Below are 16,822 nucleotides of genomic sequence, written 5' to 3' on the forward strand. Positions count from 1 at the left end.
CCTTTTTTCATTGAGGATGCGCCGCGACCGCGTCGTCTCTTCCTCGAAGCCCGACCGGGCCCGGACCGGATCATGACCCAGGACGCCGTCATCAAGGACGAGGAGATCGCCGCCCAGGCCGCCGCCTGGGTCGTGCGTCTGCGCGCCGACGACGGCACGAGCGAGGACTGGGCCGCGGCGACGGCCTGGCTCGATGCGGACCCGGCGCACCGACATGCCTTTGACGAGGCGGAGGGCCTGTGGACGGCGGTTAACGAGCTCGCGACGCTTGGATCCGCGCCTGTGGTCGACCTGGCGGCCCGTCGCGAGCGCCGCAAGGGCCACGGTCGCCAATGGCTGCTTGCGGCGCCGGCTATGGCAGCGGCCGTCGCCGCGGCCGTCGTGTTGGCCCCGTCGCTCCGGTCCGTGCCCACGGAGGTCTATCGCACCGCCCCGGGAGAGACCCGAACGGTGGCGCTGGACGACGGGTCGAAAATCCAGATGAACGGAGGGTCGAGCCTGTCGGTGAAGATGGAGCGCGGCCGTCGGCTCGTTCGGATGGATCAGGCGGAGGCCGTGTTCGACGTCGCGCACGACGCAGACCGACCCTTCCTCGTCGATGTCGGCGAAAGCCAGGTCCGTGTGGTCGGTACGGCCTTCAACATCCGCCGCTCGCCGCAGGCTACGGAGGTCTCGGTGCTGCGCGGCGTGGTGGAGGTGTCCGACCTAGATCGGCCTGCCCGCAAGGTTCGCCTGACGGTCGGACAGGCCGTCCGTCGCGCCGACGCCGACGACCGGATGGCCGTGACGCCCGTGGATGTCCGCACGGCCGCCGCCTGGACGCAGGGACGGCGCGCCTATGACGACCGGCCGCTGAGGGAAATCGCCGCCGACCTCAGCCGGGCGTTCTCTACCCCGGTGACGGTGGCGCCGGATGCGGCGGACCTGCGCTTCTCCGGAGTGCTGTTATTGGATGACGAGGCGGCGGTGATCGGGCGTCTGGAGCGCTTCCTGCCGATCAAGGCCACTCGCGGCCCACAGGGGGTTTGTCTAGAACGACGCTGAACCTGCTTCGGACGTCGCCTTTGGTTAAAGCCTTCCTCAGAGCCCTGGTCGCCGTTCTGGGAACGGCGGCGCCCATGGCGGCCCACGCTCAGGATCGACCGGTCGAGGTGTCGATCGCGTCGCAGCCGCTGCGGACCGCCGTGCTCGACTTCGGGCTTCAGGCGGGCGTCACCATCGATGCGGCGGGAAGCGAGCGGTGCGGACCCAGCCGCGGGGTTCACGGGCGGCTGTCTGTCGACGCGGCGCTATCCCGATTGACGCTCGGCACGCATTGCACGGCAAGCCGCGTGGGCGCCGGGGTCTGGCGGATCGTTCGGCTCGCTCCGACGGCGCCCGCCGCGACGCGCTCCCGCCCGGCGCCTGAGCCGTCCGTCCCGACGCTGCTCGACGAGGTGGTCGTGACAGCCGCCCGGTCGGATCGCCTGCTGCTTTCGCGCGCGCCCTACGGTCTCTCGTCTCTGGATGGACTGACGCTGGAGCGCGCGGGTGTCACCGACCTGGAGGGGGTGTCCGCGCGGGTCGCGGGCCTGACCGTCACCAACCTCGGACCGGGCCGGGACAAGCTGTTCATCCGCGGCATGGCGGAGGGGCCGGTGGCGGGACAGGCGCAGGCCCTCATCGGGCTCTATCTCGATGATGTCCGGTTGACCTACGACGCACCCGATCCGTCGCTGCGGCTGGCCGACATCGAACGGGTCGAAGTGCTGCGGGGCCCCCAGGGCGCGCTTTACGGGGCGGGATCCATGGGCGGCGTGGTGCAGGTGGTCACACGCGCACCGGACCTGACGGGCTTCTACGGGCGCGCCACGGCGGAGGCTGGCCGGACGGCCGGGGGCTCGTCCGGCCAGGCCGCTGAATTGATGATCAACCTGCCCCTGCTGCAAAACCGTCTCGCGGCGCGTCTGATCGGCTATGACGAGACCGTCGGCGGCTATGTCGATGACACCGCGCTGGACCTGAAGAACAGCGGCGACATGCGCCGTCAGGGGCTGAGGCTCTCCGCCTTGTGGCGCGTCGCCCAGGCCTGGACCTTGCGGACTGGCATTCTCGCCCAGACCATCGATGTCGACGACAGCCAGTATGCGACCCTGGGGCCGAACGCCCCCTATGAGCGCCGCCGCGGTTTGAGCGAGCCCAGCCGCAACGACCTGGACGGCGCCTGGATTTCGGTCGACGGCGATCTCGGCTGGGCGCGCTTGCGCGCATCCTCGAGCGTCCAGTCTCACGGCCTCGACGTCCGTTACGACGCTACCCCGTCGGCAGCCGTGTTCGGCCTGACCGGCGCGGCCGCGCTGGATCAGGCCGACGATCTCTCGGCCGCAGTGCACGAGATGCGTCTGAACGGCGATATTGGCGATCGGCTTAGCTGGAGCGCCGGTCTGTTCTTTTCCGAATACACCCACAACCGGACCATCGCTGTATCGGACGGGCAGGGCGGCCCGCCGGTTCTGCTGCAGCATAGGCGCGATCACGTCGATGAAGCCGCGTTGTTCGGCGACGCCGTCTACGCCCTGGGCGACAATCTGAAGATCACCGCGGGCGCGCGACTGTTCCGCGTCGGCGTGGAGCATCGCAGCGAGACCAGCGGCGCGCCTGGATCGTTCGAGGGCGACGATGATCTGATCGGCGTCGCGCCGCGTCTGGTCGTGGAATATGATCGTGGGCCTTTGGTCTTCTACGCGCTGGCGACGGAAGGCTATCGCGGGCCGGGCTTCAACGCCGGGACTGTCGGCGCCGGCGCGCGGCAGCCGTTCCGCGCCGTGCGCTCCGACGAGATCGTCGCGGGCGAGGTCGGCGTTCGCTTCAGTCTTCTCGACGGCCGTCTGCGCGGACGCGGGGCGGCGTTTCTGGACCGCTGGCGCGACATCCAGTCCGACCGGTTCGACGAACGCGGCCTGCCTTTCACGGCCAATCTCGGCGACGGCCGGAACCGCGGGATCGAAGGTGAAGTGGAGTGGCGTGTCGGGAGCTGGACCCTGGACGGCCACGCGGTCGTGAACGATCCCGAACTCACGCATCCAGATCCTGGTTTCGCCCTCGGATCGGACAGCCGGCTGCCTGCCGTAGCGGATTTCAGCGTGCAGGGCGGCCTAGCGCACGAAGCGCGGCTGGCGCAGGCCACGGTCCGTTCGGAACTGCGCCTGGGCTACGTCGGTCCGACCGACATCGCCCTGTCTCCGACCTCGATCGCGGCCTCCGCCGGCTACCTGACCAGCCAGATGGTCGTCGACGCGGAGTTTGGGCGCTGGGGCGTGCGGGCGTCGGTCGACAACCTGTTCAATCGCGACGACGACACCTTCAGCTTCGGCAATCCCTTCTATGCCTCGGGCGACATCAGCACCCCCCAGCGGCCAATCACCGGGCGCGTGGCGCTGACGGCTCGGTTCTGATCAGGCGGCCACGCCGAACAGCCGGCCTACTCCGGCGGTGATGGCCATGGCGAGCGCGCCCCAGAAGGCCACCCGCACGACGGATCGTCCGATCGGCGCGCCCCCGGTCCGGGCGCCCAGCACACCGAGCACCACCAGACCAATCAAGGCCGAACCGGCGACCCACAGGGCCAGACCCGCCAACGGCGCGACCGCCGCAACGATCAGGGGCAGTGCCGCGCCGGCCGAGAACGTCACAGCCGAGGTCAGCGCCGCCTGGATGGGGCGCGCCGTGGTGATCTCGGAGATGCCGAGTTCGTCACGCGCATGGGCTCCCAGAGCATCGTGCGCCATCATCTGTCGCGCCACCTCCGCCGCCAGGTTGGGGGCGACGCCGCGTCCGACGTAGATGCCGGCCAGTTCCCGCATCTCCGCATCATGGTCGCCGGCCAGTTCGGAGGCTTCCCGCGCCAGGTCGGCCTTTTCGGTGTCGGACTGCGAACTGACCGAAACATACTCGCCGGCGGCCATCGACATGGCGCCGGCGGCGAGCCCCGCGACGCCGGCGACGAGAATGGATCCATGATCGGCCGCCGCCGCAGCCACCCCGACGACCAGGCTGGCGGTCGACACCAGACCGTCATTGGCGCCGAGCACCGCGGCCCTTAGCCAGCCGATCCGATCGACCCGGTGAGTTTCCCTGTGCGCCATGGTGTGTTGCTCCCCATTCCACCCGGTGCTGAAGACGCCATGCTCGGTTGGCCAGAGCAAGGGCGCTCATGGGATCCACATGGTCTTATCCAGTGGGCAATCGAGCGGGAATGGGTCACGCAGGGCTTTTCCGATCCGTTGCCGTCAGGCTTAACTTGCTCTGCGAGACCTTGGGGGAATGCGCTTGGAAACCATCGGCCGCGACCTTGAAGAGATGCAGCGCACGCCTCTGACGGCGGCGCACGTCGAGGCGATGCACGCCATTGGGGAGGTCGTGACCTACGACGCGGGCGCCTTCATCGTTCAGCCCGGCGATCTGGTCGACCGCTTCGTCTATCTGCTGGGCGGCGAGATCGAGGTCGTGAATCCGTTCTCCGACGAGCGGGCGACAGGATCCACCCTGGGTCCGACCCAGTTCATGGGCGAGATTTCCTTCCTCAATGGGGGGACCTGGTCGATGCCGATGCGCGCCGTCAGCCCGACCCGCGTGCTGGAGATCCCGCGTCCGGCCATGCTGCGGCTGATGTCCGAAATCCCGGAGATGTCGGACATCATCATCACCGTCCTGGCCGCGCGGCGGCGCAAGCAGCTGGAGACGCGGTTCAGTCCATTGGTCCTGATCGGCGAGGACCGGGACCGCGACGTCCGCCGCATCGCCGATTTCGTCAGCCGCAACCGTCTGCCCTACGCCTCCTATGAGCCCGGCAGCCCGGAGGCGATGGAGGTGGCGACGAGCTGCTTCATCTCGCCCGACCAGCCCGCCGTCATCTTCGGTCGCGGCCATGTGGTCGAGGACCCGACGCCGGAGAAGATCGCCCGTCTGCTCGGCGTCGACTACGACCTCGAAGACGATACGCCGTTCGACGTGCTTATCGTCGGCGGCGGGCCGGCCGGCGTCGCCGCCGCCGTCTACGCCGGAGCCGAAGGCCTCAGCGCCCTTGTGATCGAAGACACCGCCATCGGCGGTCAGGCGGGCACGTCCAGCCGCATCGAGAACTACATGGGATTTCCGACCGGCATCTCGGGCGCGGACCTGGTCTGGCGCGGCGAGGTCCAGGCCATGAAGTTCGGCACACGCTTCCTGATGCCGCGCCGGGTCGTCGGGCTCGAGCATCAGGAGAACGGTCGCTTCTGCGCCTGTTTCGACAACGGCCGGCGCATCTCGGCCGGCGCCGTCGTCGTGGCCACCGGCGTCCAGTACAAGCGCCTGCCGATCGATCGTCTGGCGGACTACGAAGGTGCCGGGGTCTATTACGCGGCCACCGAGAACGAGGCGCGCTACTGCCGCGACACGGCCGCCGTCATCATCGGCGGCGGCAATTCGGCGGGTCAGGCCGCCATGTATCTGAGCCGGTCGGCGGAGCGGGTGCATCTCATCGTGCGCGGCCGGTCGCTGGCCGCCTCCATGTCCAGCTATCTCTCCAGTCGCCTGGAAGCCGACCCCCGCATCACCATCGAGTACGAGGCGGAGGTCATCGCCGTCGCCGGTGCGGGCAAGCTCGAGACGGTCGTCATCCGCAACCGCGCCGACGGCGTCCAGCGCGAGGTCTCGACATGCGCCCTGTTCGTCATGGTCGGCGCGGAGCCGAATACCGAATGGCTGTCGGGTCTCGTCGCCCTCGACGACAAGGGCTTCGTCCTGACCGGCGAGGCGGCGGGGGCCTCATCCCCCTATGCGACGTCGGAGCCCGGCATCTTCGCCGTCGGCGACGTGCGGGCCGGGTCGGTGAAGCGTGTCGCGTCCTCGGTCGGCGAGGGCTCGGTGGTCATCTCCAGGGTCTGGAGTCACCTCAACGGGTGAGGCCGCCCCATTTCGTCCATTTCGTTTGCGCATGATCGGGGCAGAGGCGACAGTGATCGCCTTCTTCCAGGCCGAGCCATGACAACGACGCACCTGCCGCCCCGCCACTATCCGACGCCGCGCGCCAAATGCGCCGATCTGGTCGTGCATATTGCGGGTCTCGCCTTCGCCCTGTTCGGCGGCGGCGTGCTTCTGGGCCTGTCGGTGGCCCGCGGCGACACCGGACTGGTCGCCGCCGTCGGCGTCTATGCCCTGGGCATGCTGGCCATGCTCGGCTTCTCGACGGCCTATAACTTCGCCAAGCCCCAGTGGCGGCCTCTCCTGCGGCGACTGGATCACGCGGGCATCTTCCTGATGATCGCGGGCTCCTACACCCCGTTCACGACGCACAATCTGGAAGGCGTTTGGGCCTGGGCAATGACCGGCGCAGTCTGGGGCCTGGCGACGCTGGGCGCTCTGGGCAAGCTGTTCCTGCCCGGCATCGGCAAGGGGTTGTGGGTCGCCGTCTATATGGCGCTGGGCTGGCTGGTCGTGATCGCCTTCCAGCCGATGGTGGCCCACGGATCGTGGATCGCGCTTCTGCTGCTGGCCATCGGCGGGGTCCTCTACATGACGGGCGCGGTCTTCTACATCCGCAAGAAGCTGAAGTGGTTCCGGGCGATATGGCACGGCCATGTCGTCGCGGCCGCCAGCGTCCACTGGGCCGCCGTCCTCGTCGGCGTGGTGCTGGCCGCCAACCACTAACCCCGGCGCCTCAGGGCCTCGATCAGCAGGGTGAAGGCCGGGGTCGGCTGGCGGCGGCTGGGGTAGTAGAGGTGATAGCCGGCGAAGGGGGGCGACCAGTCCTCCAGCACCTGGACCAGACGCCCCTCGGCGATATCGTCCACCACCTGGTCGTCCATCAGGATGGCCAGACCCAGCCCGCACTGCGCGCCCTTCAACATCAGGTCCATGTCGTTGACGATGACCGGCCCGTCGACGCGAATGTTCAGCGGCCGCCCGTCCTTCTCGAACTCCCAAACATAGAGGCCGCCCCGCGTCGGCAGGCGCAGGTTGATGCAGGCGTGGCCTGTCAAGTCCTGCGGCGTCACCGGCGCCGGATGGGCGGCCAGATAGGCGGGTGATCCGACCACCACCATCCGCTTCTCCGGGCTGATCGGCACGGCGATCATGTCGTCTGGGAGGTTCTCGCCCAGCCGGATGCCCGCATCGAACCGCCCCTCGGCCAGATCGACCAGCCGATAGTCGGTGGCGATCTCCACCCGAATGTCGGGATATTGGGGCAGCAAGGTCTCCAGCGCGGGCCACAGGATGGTCCGGGCCGCATGCTCGCCGCAGGTGATGCGGATGGTCCCCGCCGGCCGATCGCGCAGTTCGCTCAGCGCATCGATCCGGGCCGTGATGCCGTCGAAGGCGGGACGCAGCGACTCGGCCAGCCGCTCACCGGCCTCGGTCGGCGCCACGCTACGCGTCGTGCGCAGCAGAAGGCGGATGCCCAGACGCGCCTCCAGCCGCCGGATCGTATGGCTCAGCGCCGACTGCGACAGGCCGATCTTGGCCGCCGCCCGGGTGAAGCTGCGCTCCTCGGCCACCGCCAGGAAGGCCGCCAGGTCGCCGAGCTCGTCCCGCTTCATTCATGACCTCCGTTCATAGGATCATGCCGATCATAGCGGGTAATCGCCTGTACGGTCGCGGCCTATCTTGCCGGCATCGACGGGGAGGGCGGCAAGCTTTCTCCGCTTCCGCCGTTTGAAGGATCGCCCCATGAAGACCATCGGTTACGCCGCCCACTCCACGACCTCGCCGCTGGCCCCGTGGGAGTTCGACCGGCGCGAGCTGCGCGCCAACGATGTCGCCCTCGAAATCCTCTACAGCGGCGTCTGCCACTCCGACCTGCACCAGGCGCGCAACGACTGGGGCTGGTCGTCCTATCCGGTCGTGCCGGGCCACGAGATAATCGGCGTCGTGACCGCCGTCGGTCCCGAGGTGACCAAGTTCAAGGAAGGCGACCGCGTCGGCGTCGGCTGCATGGTCGACAGCTGCCAGCATTGTGATCAGTGCCACAAGGGCGAGGAGCAGCTCTGCCGCCACGGCAACACCCAGACCTACAACGGCAAGGACCGGATCACGGGCGAGCCGACCTACGGCGGCTATTCCAAGCATCTGGTGGTGCGCGAGGAGTTCGTGCTGTCGGTGCCGGACGCGCTCGACATCACCAAGGCGGCGCCGCTGCTCTGCGCCGGCATCACCACCTGGTCGCCGCTGAAGACCTGGGGCGTAAAGGAAGGGAGCCGCGTCGGCGTCATCGGCCTGGGCGGTCTCGGCCACATGGCGGTCAAGCTGGCCGTGGGTCTGGGCGCCCATGTCGTGGTTCTGAGCCGCACGGCCGACAAGGAGGCCGACGCCAAGGAACTGGGCGCGCATGAACTGCTGGTCTCGTCCGACAAGGCGGCGATGAAGGCGGCGGCGAACAGCCTGGACCTCATCATCGACACCGTGCCGGTGAAGCACGACCTCAATCCTTACATGCCTCTGCTCGACATCGACGGCACCCTGGTCATCGTCGGCCAGCTCGGTCCGATGGAAGAGATGTCGACCCTGCCTCTGCTGATGGCCCGTCGTCGCGTGTCCGGCTCGCCCATCGGCGGCATCCGCGAGACGCAGGAGATGCTCGATTTCTGCGCCGAGAAGGACATCCTGCCCGACGTCGAGATGATCCGCATGGACGAGATCAACCACGCCTTCGACCGGATGGAGAAGTCGGACGTCCGCTATCGGTTCGTCATCGACATGGCGTCGCTGGACGCCCCCGCCGTCTGATCCAACGCCTGTCCAAAGCTTCATCTTCGCCGCCCCAATCCCGCCTCAATCCGCTACAAATGTAACGCTACAAATGTAGCGCCAAAGCGGGGGTGCGGGCGATGATCGAGGGGCTGCCGAGGCGGGAGCGAGAGGTGTTCGAACTCCTCTGTCGGCTTGAGGTCGCCACCGCCGCCGCCGTGCGCGCGGCCCTGCCCGATGCATTGAGCGATTCCGCCGTCCGCACCCTGCTGAAGCGGCTGGAAGACCGCGGGCTGGTGTCGCGGGCGTCGGGCGGGGACGGGTTCGAGTATCGGCCCGTACCCCGCACCGAAAGCGTCGCCGCCGGCGCTCTGCAGCGGATGGTCGACACCTTCTTCGCCGGCTCCGCCGCCAGCGCCGCCACGGCGCTCCTGGGCATGAGCCAGCCGCTGAAGGCCGATGAGATCGCCGCGCTTGAAAAGCTGCTCGACGCCGCGCGGGAGCGGGACCAGTGAGCGCCGCCCTTTTGTTCGCCCTGATGGCCAAGTCGGCGGTCGTCGCCGGTCTGGGCCTCGGCCTGTCCCACACCGTCGCTCGTCGCGCCTCGGACCGGGTCGACGTGCTGCGGGCCACGGTCTGCATCCTTCTGGCCCTGCCGCTGCTGATGGCCTTCGGCCCGGCGCTGAGCCTCGCCCTTCTGCCCGCAACGCCCGTGGCGCCGCCGCCGCCCCCCCTGTGGAGCGGCGACCTGCATCCGACGGCGGGCGTGACCGTCTCCGGTTCTCTCCTGCTGCCGTCCTTGGGCCAGACGCTGGCCCTGGTGTGGACTGTCGGGGCCTTGATCGTCGGCGGCCGGTTCGCCCTGGGGGTCTGGACCCTGTCGCGCTGGACCGAGGCCGGACGCCCGGTGAAGGCCGACGCCTGGACCCAGACGCTCAGCGCCCTCGCGCCCGCCGCCCGGCCTCAGCTCAAGTCCAGCGACCGCGTCGCCGGTCCGCTCAGCTGGGGCCTGCATCCGGGCTCGGTGCTGATCGACCCGGCAACTCTGTCGCGGCCCCAGACGGCCGCCGCCGTCATGGCCCATGAGATGGCCCATATCGTCCGCCGCGACTGGGTTTTCCTGGTGCTGTCGCGGCTGGTCCTGGCCCTGTTCTGGTTCAATCCCCTGATCTGGATCCTGCATCGCAGCCTGATCGAACGCTCCGAGGAGGCGGCCGACGCCGTCGCCGTCGGACAGGTGGATCGTCACGCCTACGCCCGCGCCCTGATCGGCCTCGCCGCCGCTCCGGGGACCCCTCCCATGGCCGCGACCGCGATGACGGGCGACGGCCGCTCCCTGAAACGAAGGATCGCTACGCTCATGACCGACAAGACCCCCGCCCGTCGTCCGGCCGTCATCCTGACCGCCGTCGCCGCCCTGGCCGCCGTGGCCACCCCGATCGCCGCGCTGGAGGTGCACAGCCGCGCGCCCCAGGTCCTGCCCGCCGCCCTGGCGCTTCCTGCCGCGGGCTCCGTCGGGGCCTCGGCCGCCGCGCTCGCCGCTCCGGCCGCACGGCCTGCGCCCCAGACCGCCGCCGCCCCGGCCGCTGAGCCTCGTCGCGGCTTCCTCAATCTGGCCGCCTTCGGCTTCGCCCCTCCGCCCCCGCCCGCGCCCCCGGCGCCGCCGGCCCCTGCGATGATCGCGCCGCCTGCGCCTCCGGCTCCGCCCGCGCCCTACAGCATGATCGCGCCGCCTGCGCCTCCGGCTCCCCCGGCCCCGCCTGCGCCGCAGGCCGGAAGCTACACCACCAGCCACACCTACAGCCGCACCACCTATAACGGCCGCGACTGGGAAGACCTGACGCCCGAGGAGCGCCAGCAAGTCGAAGAGGCCCGTCAGGCCGCTGTCGAAGCCCGCCAAGCCGCGACCGAGGCCCGTCTGGAGGCCGACCAGCACCGTCGTACCGCCGAGATCGCCCGGCGTCAGGCGGACCAGGATCGCAGACAGGCCGATCTGGCCCGTCAACAGGCCGACGTCGCCCGCCGGCAGGCCGACGCCGCCCGGGTCGCCGCCGACCACGCCCGCGTCGCCGGCGAGCATGCCCGTCAGGCCGGTCTGGCCCAAGCCGTTGAAGCCCGCCGCGTCGCCGCGAGCGCCCGCGCCGACGCCCGCATCAACATGCGGATGGGGGCCGAAAACATGCGTCGCGGCGCCGAACAGCTGAGGCAGGAGAGCCGCCGTCTGGAGGACCCGACCTATCGCGCCCGCCAGATCCGCGAGAACGCCCAGCGCGGCAACACCATCACCGACGCCCAGTTGCAGGCGGCCGGCCGCCGCATGCCGGGTCAGGCCGCGGAGATGGAACGCCGCGCCGACGAACTGGAAGCCCGCTCGAACGACGCCTGAGCCTGATCCGGGGCGATCCGGCCCGATGGTCGGGCCGGATCACCTCCGCTAGGGTCCTTCGGGAATCGCAAGAGACCCGAATGGCCCGCACTCCGAACACGCCCGGCGCGACCCCGCGTCCCCGCAAGCCCCGCGCGATCAAGGCGGCTCCGGGCGTCGCCGTTCCGGACGCCGTCGGGCCGCCGCCGCCCCCTCCCGCCAAGAAGCCGATCTGGACCCACCTGTATGTCCAGGTCCTGGCCGCCATCGGCCTGGGCGCCCTGATCGGGCACTTCTGGCCCGCGTTCGGCGAGAGCCTGAAACCCCTCGGCGACGCCTTCATCAAGCTGGTGAAGATGATCATCGCTCCGGTGATCTTCCTGACCGTCGCGTTGGGCATCGCCCACCTGAAAGACCTCGGCAAGGTCGGGATCGTGGCGGCCAAGGCCTTCGCCTACTTCCTGACCTTCTCGACCCTGGCCCTGGTCGTCGGCCTGATCGTCGCCAATGTCGTGCGGCCGGGCTCCGGCATGAACGTCGATCCAGCGACATTGGATCAGGGTCTGGTCTCCGGCTACTCCCAGGCCGCCCACGACAGCACCATCGTCGGCTTCCTGATGAACATCATCCCCGACACGGTGGTCAGCGCCTTCACCACCGGCAACATCCTTCAGGTCCTGTTCTTCGCCATCCTGTTCGGCATCTCCCTGGCCGCCATCGGCGAGCGGGCCAGGCCGGTGATGACCCTGCTGGAAAGCACGTCCGAGGCCTTCTTCAAGCTGGTGGCCATCCTGATGAGGGCCGCGCCCGTCGGTGCGTTCGGCGCCTTCGCCTTCACCATCGGTCGCTACGGGATCGAGTCGGTGATCAGCCTCGCGGCCCTCGTCGCGACCTTCTACATCACCTCGGCCCTGTTCGTGGTCGTGGTGCTGGGGCTGGTGGCGCGCGCCAACGGCTTCTCGATCTTCAAACTCATCCGCTACCTGAAGGAAGAGCTGCTGCTCGTCCTCGGCACGTCCTCATCTGAAGCGGCTCTGCCGAGCCTGATCGACAAGATGGAGAAGGCCGGTTGCGACAAGCCCGTCGTCGGTCTGGTCGTGCCTCTCGGTTATTCCTTCAATCTGGACGGCACCAACATCTACATGACGCTGGCCGCCCTGTTCATCGCCCAGGCCTGCGGCATAGACCTGACCCTGGGCCAGCAGATCCTGCTGCTGGCCGTGGCCATGCTGTCGTCCAAAGGGGCGGCGGGCGTGACGGGCGCCGGCTTCATCACCCTGGCCGCCACCCTCGCCGTGGTGCCCAGCGTGCCCATCGCGGGCATCGCCCTGATCCTCGGCGTCGACCGTTTCATGAGCGAGTGCCGCGCCCTGACCAACTTCATCGGCAATGCGGTGGCGACGATCGTCGTCTCGCGCTGGCAGGGCGGGCTGGATCGGGACCGGCTGGCGGCGGCGCTGGCCGGCTCAGGCGGGGTGTTGGCAATCGGATCGCGCGAAGGCGACGCGGACTAACCCATCCACAACGCACCCCAGCGAAGGCCGGGGTGCACGGATGATCCAGCGATCAACGGAGACAATCTTCCTAGGCGAGGCTTGTGTCGGACACCGGCCGCCCCCACGTCGCTCAGAGGTCTTTGACACGTCGCAACCCGTCCGAAATTCCGACTTAACGGACTATCCCGACTCCAGACTCAGGGAGTCTGATCGTCCGACTATGCGACTTAACGGACTATCCTGACTGCATCCGCCGGAGTCTGATTAGTCGATCAGCGCCGCCCGCTCCTCGGCCGTCAGCATCCGCCAGGCCCCCTCGGGCAGGTTGTTCAGGCGGATCGGCCCGATCCGTATGCGCAGCAGATCCGTCACCTCCAGATCGGCATGTTCGCACATCCGCCGGATTTGCCGGTTGCGCCCCTCGGTCAGGATGAACCTCAGCCGGTGCGGTTCCATCCGCGTCACTCGCGCAGGCTTCAATTGCCGCCCGTCCAGCATGATTCCGTGACGCAGAAGGCTCAGCTTCTTCTCGGTCACGTCGCCGGTGACCCGGACCAGATATTCCTTGTCCAGCTTCGACACCGGCCCGATTACCGCCTTCGCCACTACGCCGTCCGACGACAGCATCAGCAGCCCACGCGAATCCTCGTCCAGTCGTCCGATGGGAGGCAGGGAGGCGTCGGCCGCCGGAACCGCGCCTTCGCCGATCCGCCGCGCCTCGGTCAGTAGCCGCACCGCCGGGACCTTGCCCGGCTCCGGCTGCCCCGACACGTAGCCGACCGGCTTGTGCATCACGACCGTCACGCCCGCCGCCAGCGCCGTTTCGGCCCGGTCGGACAGGGTCAGGGTCTGGCCCGCCTCGATCTTGCGACCTGCGTCGGTGACCACCACGCCGTCGATGGACACAAGTCCGTCGGCGATCAGGGCGTCGGCCTCGCGCCGGGAACAGACGCCCGACTGGCCCAGCCATTTGTTAATCCGGCTCGGCTCGGCGCCGTCGTAGGTCCGCGAAAACGCCAAGGCCTATTCCGCCACGAGGGCGGCGGCCGCGATAGTCGCATCCTCGGCCGCCGAGGCCCCCGACACGCCGATCGCCCCCACGATCCGGCCGCCTACGACGATCGGAATGCCGCCGGCGATCGGCAGGCTGTCGTCATTGGCCAGGGTCACGGTCCGCCCCGCCAGGGTCCGCTCCTCCATCGTCGCCGTGGCCAGACGATAGCGGGCGGCGGTCCAGGCCTTGCGCTGCGCCACCCGAATCGAACCGTACTGGGTGTCGTCCATGCGCACGAAGGCCACCAGCTCGCCGTTGGGCTCCACGACGGCCACGGCCATGCGGTGCCCGGCGGCGCGGGCGGCCCGAACCGCGCGATCCAGGATGAGCTGAGCATCGGCCAGGGGAATCGGTTCGCCGTAGGAAGGCGCGGCGGCCTGTTTCGAGGCTCCCTGGGCCTGGGCCAAAGCGCCGGGCGCGACGGCCGTGAGGGCCAGGGCGAGGATCAGGGCCTTCATCGTCAATCTCCGGTCAGGCGAGGCGAAAGAGGAGCATCAGATTGTTGGCCGGCATCTCGACGCGGCGGGTCAGATGCAGCCGGTGGATCTTGGCCAGGGCCGTCACCGCGTCCAGCTCCCGCAGGCCCCAGGCCGGGTCCCGCGCCTTGAGGCTGGCGTCGAAGGCGGCGTTGGACGGGGCCAGCGGCACGTCGCTCTCGCGGTACGGGCCGTAGAGGACCAGCAGGCCGCCGGGATCTGGCAGGATGCGCGCCGCGCCGGCCAGCAAGCCCTCCGTCGCCGCCCAGGGGCTGATGTGGGTCATATTGGCGCAAAAGATGACCTGGACATCGACCTCGGGCCAGGCCTCTGCCGAGGCATCGATCTCCAGCGGCGGCTCGAGGTTGGGCAGGCCGGCCTCGGCCCGCCAGGCGGCGATGCTGGCGCGGGCTTCGGGCGACGGATCGCTGGGTGTCCAGGTCGTGGCCCGCAGGGCCCGGGCGAAGGCCAAGGCGTGTTCGCCCGAGCCGGACGCGATCTCCAGCACGCGGGCCCGCGCGGGCAGGTGGGCGCGCAGGACCTCGAGGATCGGCGCGGTGTTCCTGGCCACCGCCGGGGAGGTGAGGGCGCCCTCGGGCGCGGCATTCTGAATGGAATCGAGCGTCTGCACAGGAGCCAAATACAGCCGCCGGATCGTCCGCGCGACCGGATTCCGCCCGACGCGGTGCGCCGTCGCGACGCCAAGGGGCGAAATCGTGCAGCGGTTGACGTGGCGTCGCCTGAGGTGTCTTTGCGGCTGTTACAGCCCGTGAGGCGCTGTAACAATCGGGAGGGGCCACGGCGGCGACAGACCAGCCGGGCCTGCATCAGGAGAGTTCGCGTGGATTCCAGCATCGCCGTACCGGGCCTTCGTCCGGCGCCGACCCGTCACCAGGGCCTGATCGACTGGGTCGAGCAGATCGCCGCCCTGACCAAACCCGCCCGGGTCCACTGGTGCGACGGCTCGGAGGCCGAGAAAGCCGAGATCATCGCGGACCTGATCGCCAAGGGCACGCTGAAGGCTCTGGACCAGACCAAGCGTCCGGGCGGCTATTACGCCGCCTCCGATCCGCGCGACGTCGCCCGCGTCGAGAGCCGTACCTTCATCTGCTCGGCGGATGAACAGGACGCCGGCCCAACCAACAACTGGGCCGATCCGGTAGAGATGCGCGAGCGCATGAACGGCCTATTCGAGGGCTGCATGGCCGGGCGCACCATGTACGTCGTGCCTTTCTCGATGGGACCGCTGGGCTCCAAGATCAGCGCCCTCGGCGTCGAGATTACCGACAGCGGCTATGTCGCCGTGTCGATGGGCGTCATGACCCGGATGGGCCAGCCGGCGCTGGACGTCTTGGGCGACGACGGCGTCTTCGTGCCAGCCGTGCATACGCTGGGCGCGCCTCTGGGCGAGGGCCAGGCCGATGTCGCCTGGCCGTGCAACGAGGACAAGTGGATCGTCCACTATCCCGAGACGCGCGAGATCTGGTCCTACGGGTCCGGCTACGGCGGCAACGCGCTACTGGGCAAGAAATGCTATGCGCTCCGCATCGCCTCGGTCATGGCCCGGGACGAGGGCTGGCTGGCCGAGCACATGCTCATCCTGAAGCTGACCAACCCAGAGGGTCAGGCCAAATACATGGCCGCCGCCTTCCCGTCGGCCTGCGGCAAGACCAACCTGGCGATGCTGCAGCCCTCGATACCCGGCTGGACGGCCGAGACCATCGGCGACGACATCGCCTGGATGCGCTTCGGCGACGACGGCCGTCTGTACGCCGTGAACCCGGAAGCCGGCTTCTTCGGCGTCGCCCCGGGCACCAGCCGCAACACCAACCAGAACGCGCTCGCGACCTTGGCCACCAACACCGTCTTCACCAACACGGCCCTGACGGCCGATGGCGACGTCTGGTGGGAAGGCCTGACCAAGGAAGCGCCCGAAGGCCTGACGAACTGGAAGGGTCAGCCGCACGATCCGGCCTCGGGCGAGCCCGCCGCCCACCCGAACGCCCGTTTCGCCGCGCCTGCCTCGCAGTGCCCGACCATCGCGCCGGAATGGGAGGACCCGAAGGGCGTGCCGATCGACGCCATCCTGTTCGGCGGCCGCCGCGCTTCGGCCGTGCCTCTGGTGACCGAGGCCTTCGATTGGGAGCATGGGGTCTTCATGGGCTCGACCGTGGCTTCGGAAGGCACGGCGGCGGCGGAGAACGCCATTGGGACCCTGCGCCGCGACCCGTTCGCGATGCTGCCCTTCTGCGGCTACAACATGGGCGACTATTTCGCGCATTGGCTCAGCCTCGGTGAAAAGGCCGATCCGGCGAAACTACCGGGCGTCTACTTTGTCAACTGGTTCCGCAAGGACGAGGACGGCAAGTTCGTATGGCCGGGCTTCGGCGACAACGCCCGCGTCCTGAAGTGGATCGCCGAGCGTCTCGACGGCAAGACCGAAGCCGTGGACACTGCGGTCGGCCGGGTGCCGACGCGCGAAGCCCTGGACCTGTCCGGCCTGGACCTCACCGATGCGGCCCTGTCGACCTTGCTGGATGTCGACCTTGACGTCTGGTCGGAAGAGGCGGCGCTGATCCCCGATTTCTACGCCCAATTCGCTGACCGCCTGCCGACGGCTCTATGGCGTCAGCATGACGCTCTGGTGGACCGCCTGGACGCGGCCCGCGATCTGCGGTCGGCTGGGCTCGCTGCGGAGTAGGGCTTGAAATCCCCGCCCGGCCAG

General features: G+C 69.1%; 14 protein-coding genes. 9 read left to right on the top strand and 5 right to left on the bottom strand.

Going from position 1 to position 16,822, the window contains the following annotated elements; translation table 11 throughout:
- Positions 1-72: 72 nt before the first annotated feature.
- Positions 73-1,044, top strand: coding sequence for a FecR domain-containing protein (locus O5O43_RS04795; protein ID WP_271085776.1), 972 nt, complete (start codon positions 73-75; stop codon positions 1,042-1,044).
- 74 nt (positions 1,045-1,118) lie between these two features.
- Positions 1,119-3,434 carry a TonB-dependent receptor gene (locus tag O5O43_RS04800; protein WP_271085777.1) on the top strand — a complete coding sequence of 772 codons (2,316 nt, stop codon included), beginning with the start codon at positions 1,119-1,121 and terminating at the stop codon, positions 3,432-3,434.
- On the opposite strand, the gene O5O43_RS04805 is transcribed toward O5O43_RS04800, so the two are convergent.
- Positions 3,435-4,124 (bottom strand): VIT family protein, encoded by a 690-nt coding sequence (locus O5O43_RS04805; protein ID WP_271085778.1) that lies wholly within the window; start codon positions 4,122-4,124, stop codon positions 3,435-3,437. It abuts the gene before it with no gap.
- A gap of 178 nt (positions 4,125-4,302) precedes the next feature.
- Between O5O43_RS04805 and O5O43_RS04810 the strand changes: the two genes are divergently transcribed.
- Together O5O43_RS04810 and O5O43_RS04815 are read left to right on the top strand one after the other, a co-directional pair.
- Positions 4,303-5,925: a cyclic nucleotide-binding domain-containing thioredoxin-disulfide reductase gene (locus O5O43_RS04810; protein WP_271085779.1), complete on the top strand. Its 1,623-nt coding sequence runs from the start codon at positions 4,303-4,305 to the stop codon at positions 5,923-5,925.
- A gap of 78 nt (positions 5,926-6,003) precedes the next feature.
- The gene (locus tag O5O43_RS04815; protein WP_271085780.1) at positions 6,004-6,669 is read left to right on the top strand and encodes a hemolysin III family protein; all 666 of its coding nucleotides are present in this window, start codon (positions 6,004-6,006) and stop codon (positions 6,667-6,669) included.
- Here O5O43_RS04815 and O5O43_RS04820 read toward each other — a convergent pair.
- Positions 6,666-7,559: a LysR family transcriptional regulator gene (locus O5O43_RS04820; RefSeq protein ID WP_271085781.1), complete on the bottom strand. Its 894-nt coding sequence runs from the start codon at positions 7,557-7,559 to the stop codon at positions 6,666-6,668. The two genes, O5O43_RS04815 and O5O43_RS04820, sit on opposite strands and share 4 nt — an antisense overlap.
- A 130-nt stretch (positions 7,560-7,689) precedes the next feature.
- On the opposite strand from O5O43_RS04820, the gene O5O43_RS04825 reads away from it, so the two are divergent.
- The 4 genes from O5O43_RS04825 (at position 7,690) to O5O43_RS04840 (ending at position 12,585) form a co-directional block, all read left to right on the top strand.
- On the top strand, positions 7,690-8,745 hold the full coding sequence (locus O5O43_RS04825; protein WP_271085782.1) for an NAD(P)-dependent alcohol dehydrogenase: 1,056 nt from the start codon (positions 7,690-7,692) through the stop codon (positions 8,743-8,745).
- Between the two features lie 134 nt (positions 8,746-8,879).
- Positions 8,880-9,221: a BlaI/MecI/CopY family transcriptional regulator gene (locus tag O5O43_RS04830; protein WP_271085783.1), complete on the top strand. Its 342-nt coding sequence runs from the start codon at positions 8,880-8,882 to the stop codon at positions 9,219-9,221.
- Positions 9,218-11,092: a M56 family metallopeptidase gene (locus O5O43_RS04835; protein ID WP_271085784.1), complete on the top strand. Its 1,875-nt coding sequence runs from the start codon at positions 9,218-9,220 to the stop codon at positions 11,090-11,092. The genes O5O43_RS04830 and O5O43_RS04835 overlap by 4 nt, the downstream gene beginning before the upstream one ends.
- Before the next feature lie 80 nt (positions 11,093-11,172).
- Positions 11,173-12,585: a dicarboxylate/amino acid:cation symporter gene (locus O5O43_RS04840; protein WP_271085785.1), complete on the top strand. Its 1,413-nt coding sequence runs from the start codon at positions 11,173-11,175 to the stop codon at positions 12,583-12,585.
- Positions 12,586-12,831: 246 nt separating this feature from the next.
- Here O5O43_RS04840 and O5O43_RS04845 read toward each other — a convergent pair whose 3' ends face one another.
- Genes O5O43_RS04845 through O5O43_RS04855 form a run of 3 tightly spaced genes read right to left on the bottom strand, consistent with a single transcriptional unit; the run spans position 12,832 to position 14,728 of the window.
- Entirely contained in the window at positions 12,832-13,587 is a 756-nt protein-coding gene (locus O5O43_RS04845) for a pseudouridine synthase (RefSeq protein WP_271085786.1), read from the bottom strand.
- Between the two features lie 3 nt (positions 13,588-13,590).
- On the bottom strand, positions 13,591-14,079 hold the full coding sequence (locus tag O5O43_RS04850) for a heme-binding protein (RefSeq protein ID WP_271085787.1): 489 nt from the start codon (positions 14,077-14,079) through the stop codon (positions 13,591-13,593).
- Between the two features lie 13 nt (positions 14,080-14,092).
- Positions 14,093-14,728 (bottom strand): DUF938 domain-containing protein, encoded by a 636-nt coding sequence (locus tag O5O43_RS04855; RefSeq protein ID WP_271085788.1) that lies wholly within the window; start codon positions 14,726-14,728, stop codon positions 14,093-14,095.
- A gap of 210 nt (positions 14,729-14,938) precedes the next feature.
- Between O5O43_RS04855 and O5O43_RS04860 the strand changes: the two genes are divergently transcribed.
- Positions 14,939-16,798: a phosphoenolpyruvate carboxykinase (GTP) gene (locus O5O43_RS04860; RefSeq protein WP_271085789.1), complete on the top strand. Its 1,860-nt coding sequence runs from the start codon at positions 14,939-14,941 to the stop codon at positions 16,796-16,798.
- Positions 16,799-16,822: the final 24 nt, after the last annotated feature.

This window comes from Brevundimonas sp. NIBR11, from assembly GCF_027912535.1.
Classification (GTDB): Bacteria; Pseudomonadota; Alphaproteobacteria; order Caulobacterales; family Caulobacteraceae; genus Brevundimonas.

What these genes read in the sequence shown, in the direction of transcription:
- O5O43_RS04810 (WP_271085779.1), top strand. Translation starts at nt 4,303, where the DNA reads ATGCGCTTGGAAACCATCGGCCGCGACCTTGAAGAGATGCAGCGCACG.
- O5O43_RS04825 (WP_271085782.1), top strand. Translation starts at nt 7,690, where the DNA reads ATGAAGACCATCGGTTACGCCGCCCACTCCACGACCTCGCCGCTGGCC.
- O5O43_RS04850 (WP_271085787.1), bottom strand. Translation starts at nt 14,079, where the DNA reads ATGAAGGCCCTGATCCTCGCCCTGGCCCTCACGGCCGTCGCGCCCGGC.
- O5O43_RS04795 (WP_271085776.1), top strand. Translation starts at nt 73, where the DNA reads ATGACCCAGGACGCCGTCATCAAGGACGAGGAGATCGCCGCCCAGGCC.
- O5O43_RS04820 (WP_271085781.1), bottom strand. Translation starts at nt 7,559, where the DNA reads ATGAAGCGGGACGAGCTCGGCGACCTGGCGGCCTTCCTGGCGGTGGCC.
- O5O43_RS04840 (WP_271085785.1), top strand. Translation starts at nt 11,173, where the DNA reads ATGGCCCGCACTCCGAACACGCCCGGCGCGACCCCGCGTCCCCGCAAG.
- O5O43_RS04805 (WP_271085778.1), bottom strand. Translation starts at nt 4,124, where the DNA reads ATGGCGCACAGGGAAACTCACCGGGTCGATCGGATCGGCTGGCTAAGG.
- O5O43_RS04815 (WP_271085780.1), top strand. Translation starts at nt 6,004, where the DNA reads ATGACAACGACGCACCTGCCGCCCCGCCACTATCCGACGCCGCGCGCC.
- O5O43_RS04800 (WP_271085777.1), top strand. Translation starts at nt 1,119, where the DNA reads ATGGCGGCCCACGCTCAGGATCGACCGGTCGAGGTGTCGATCGCGTCG.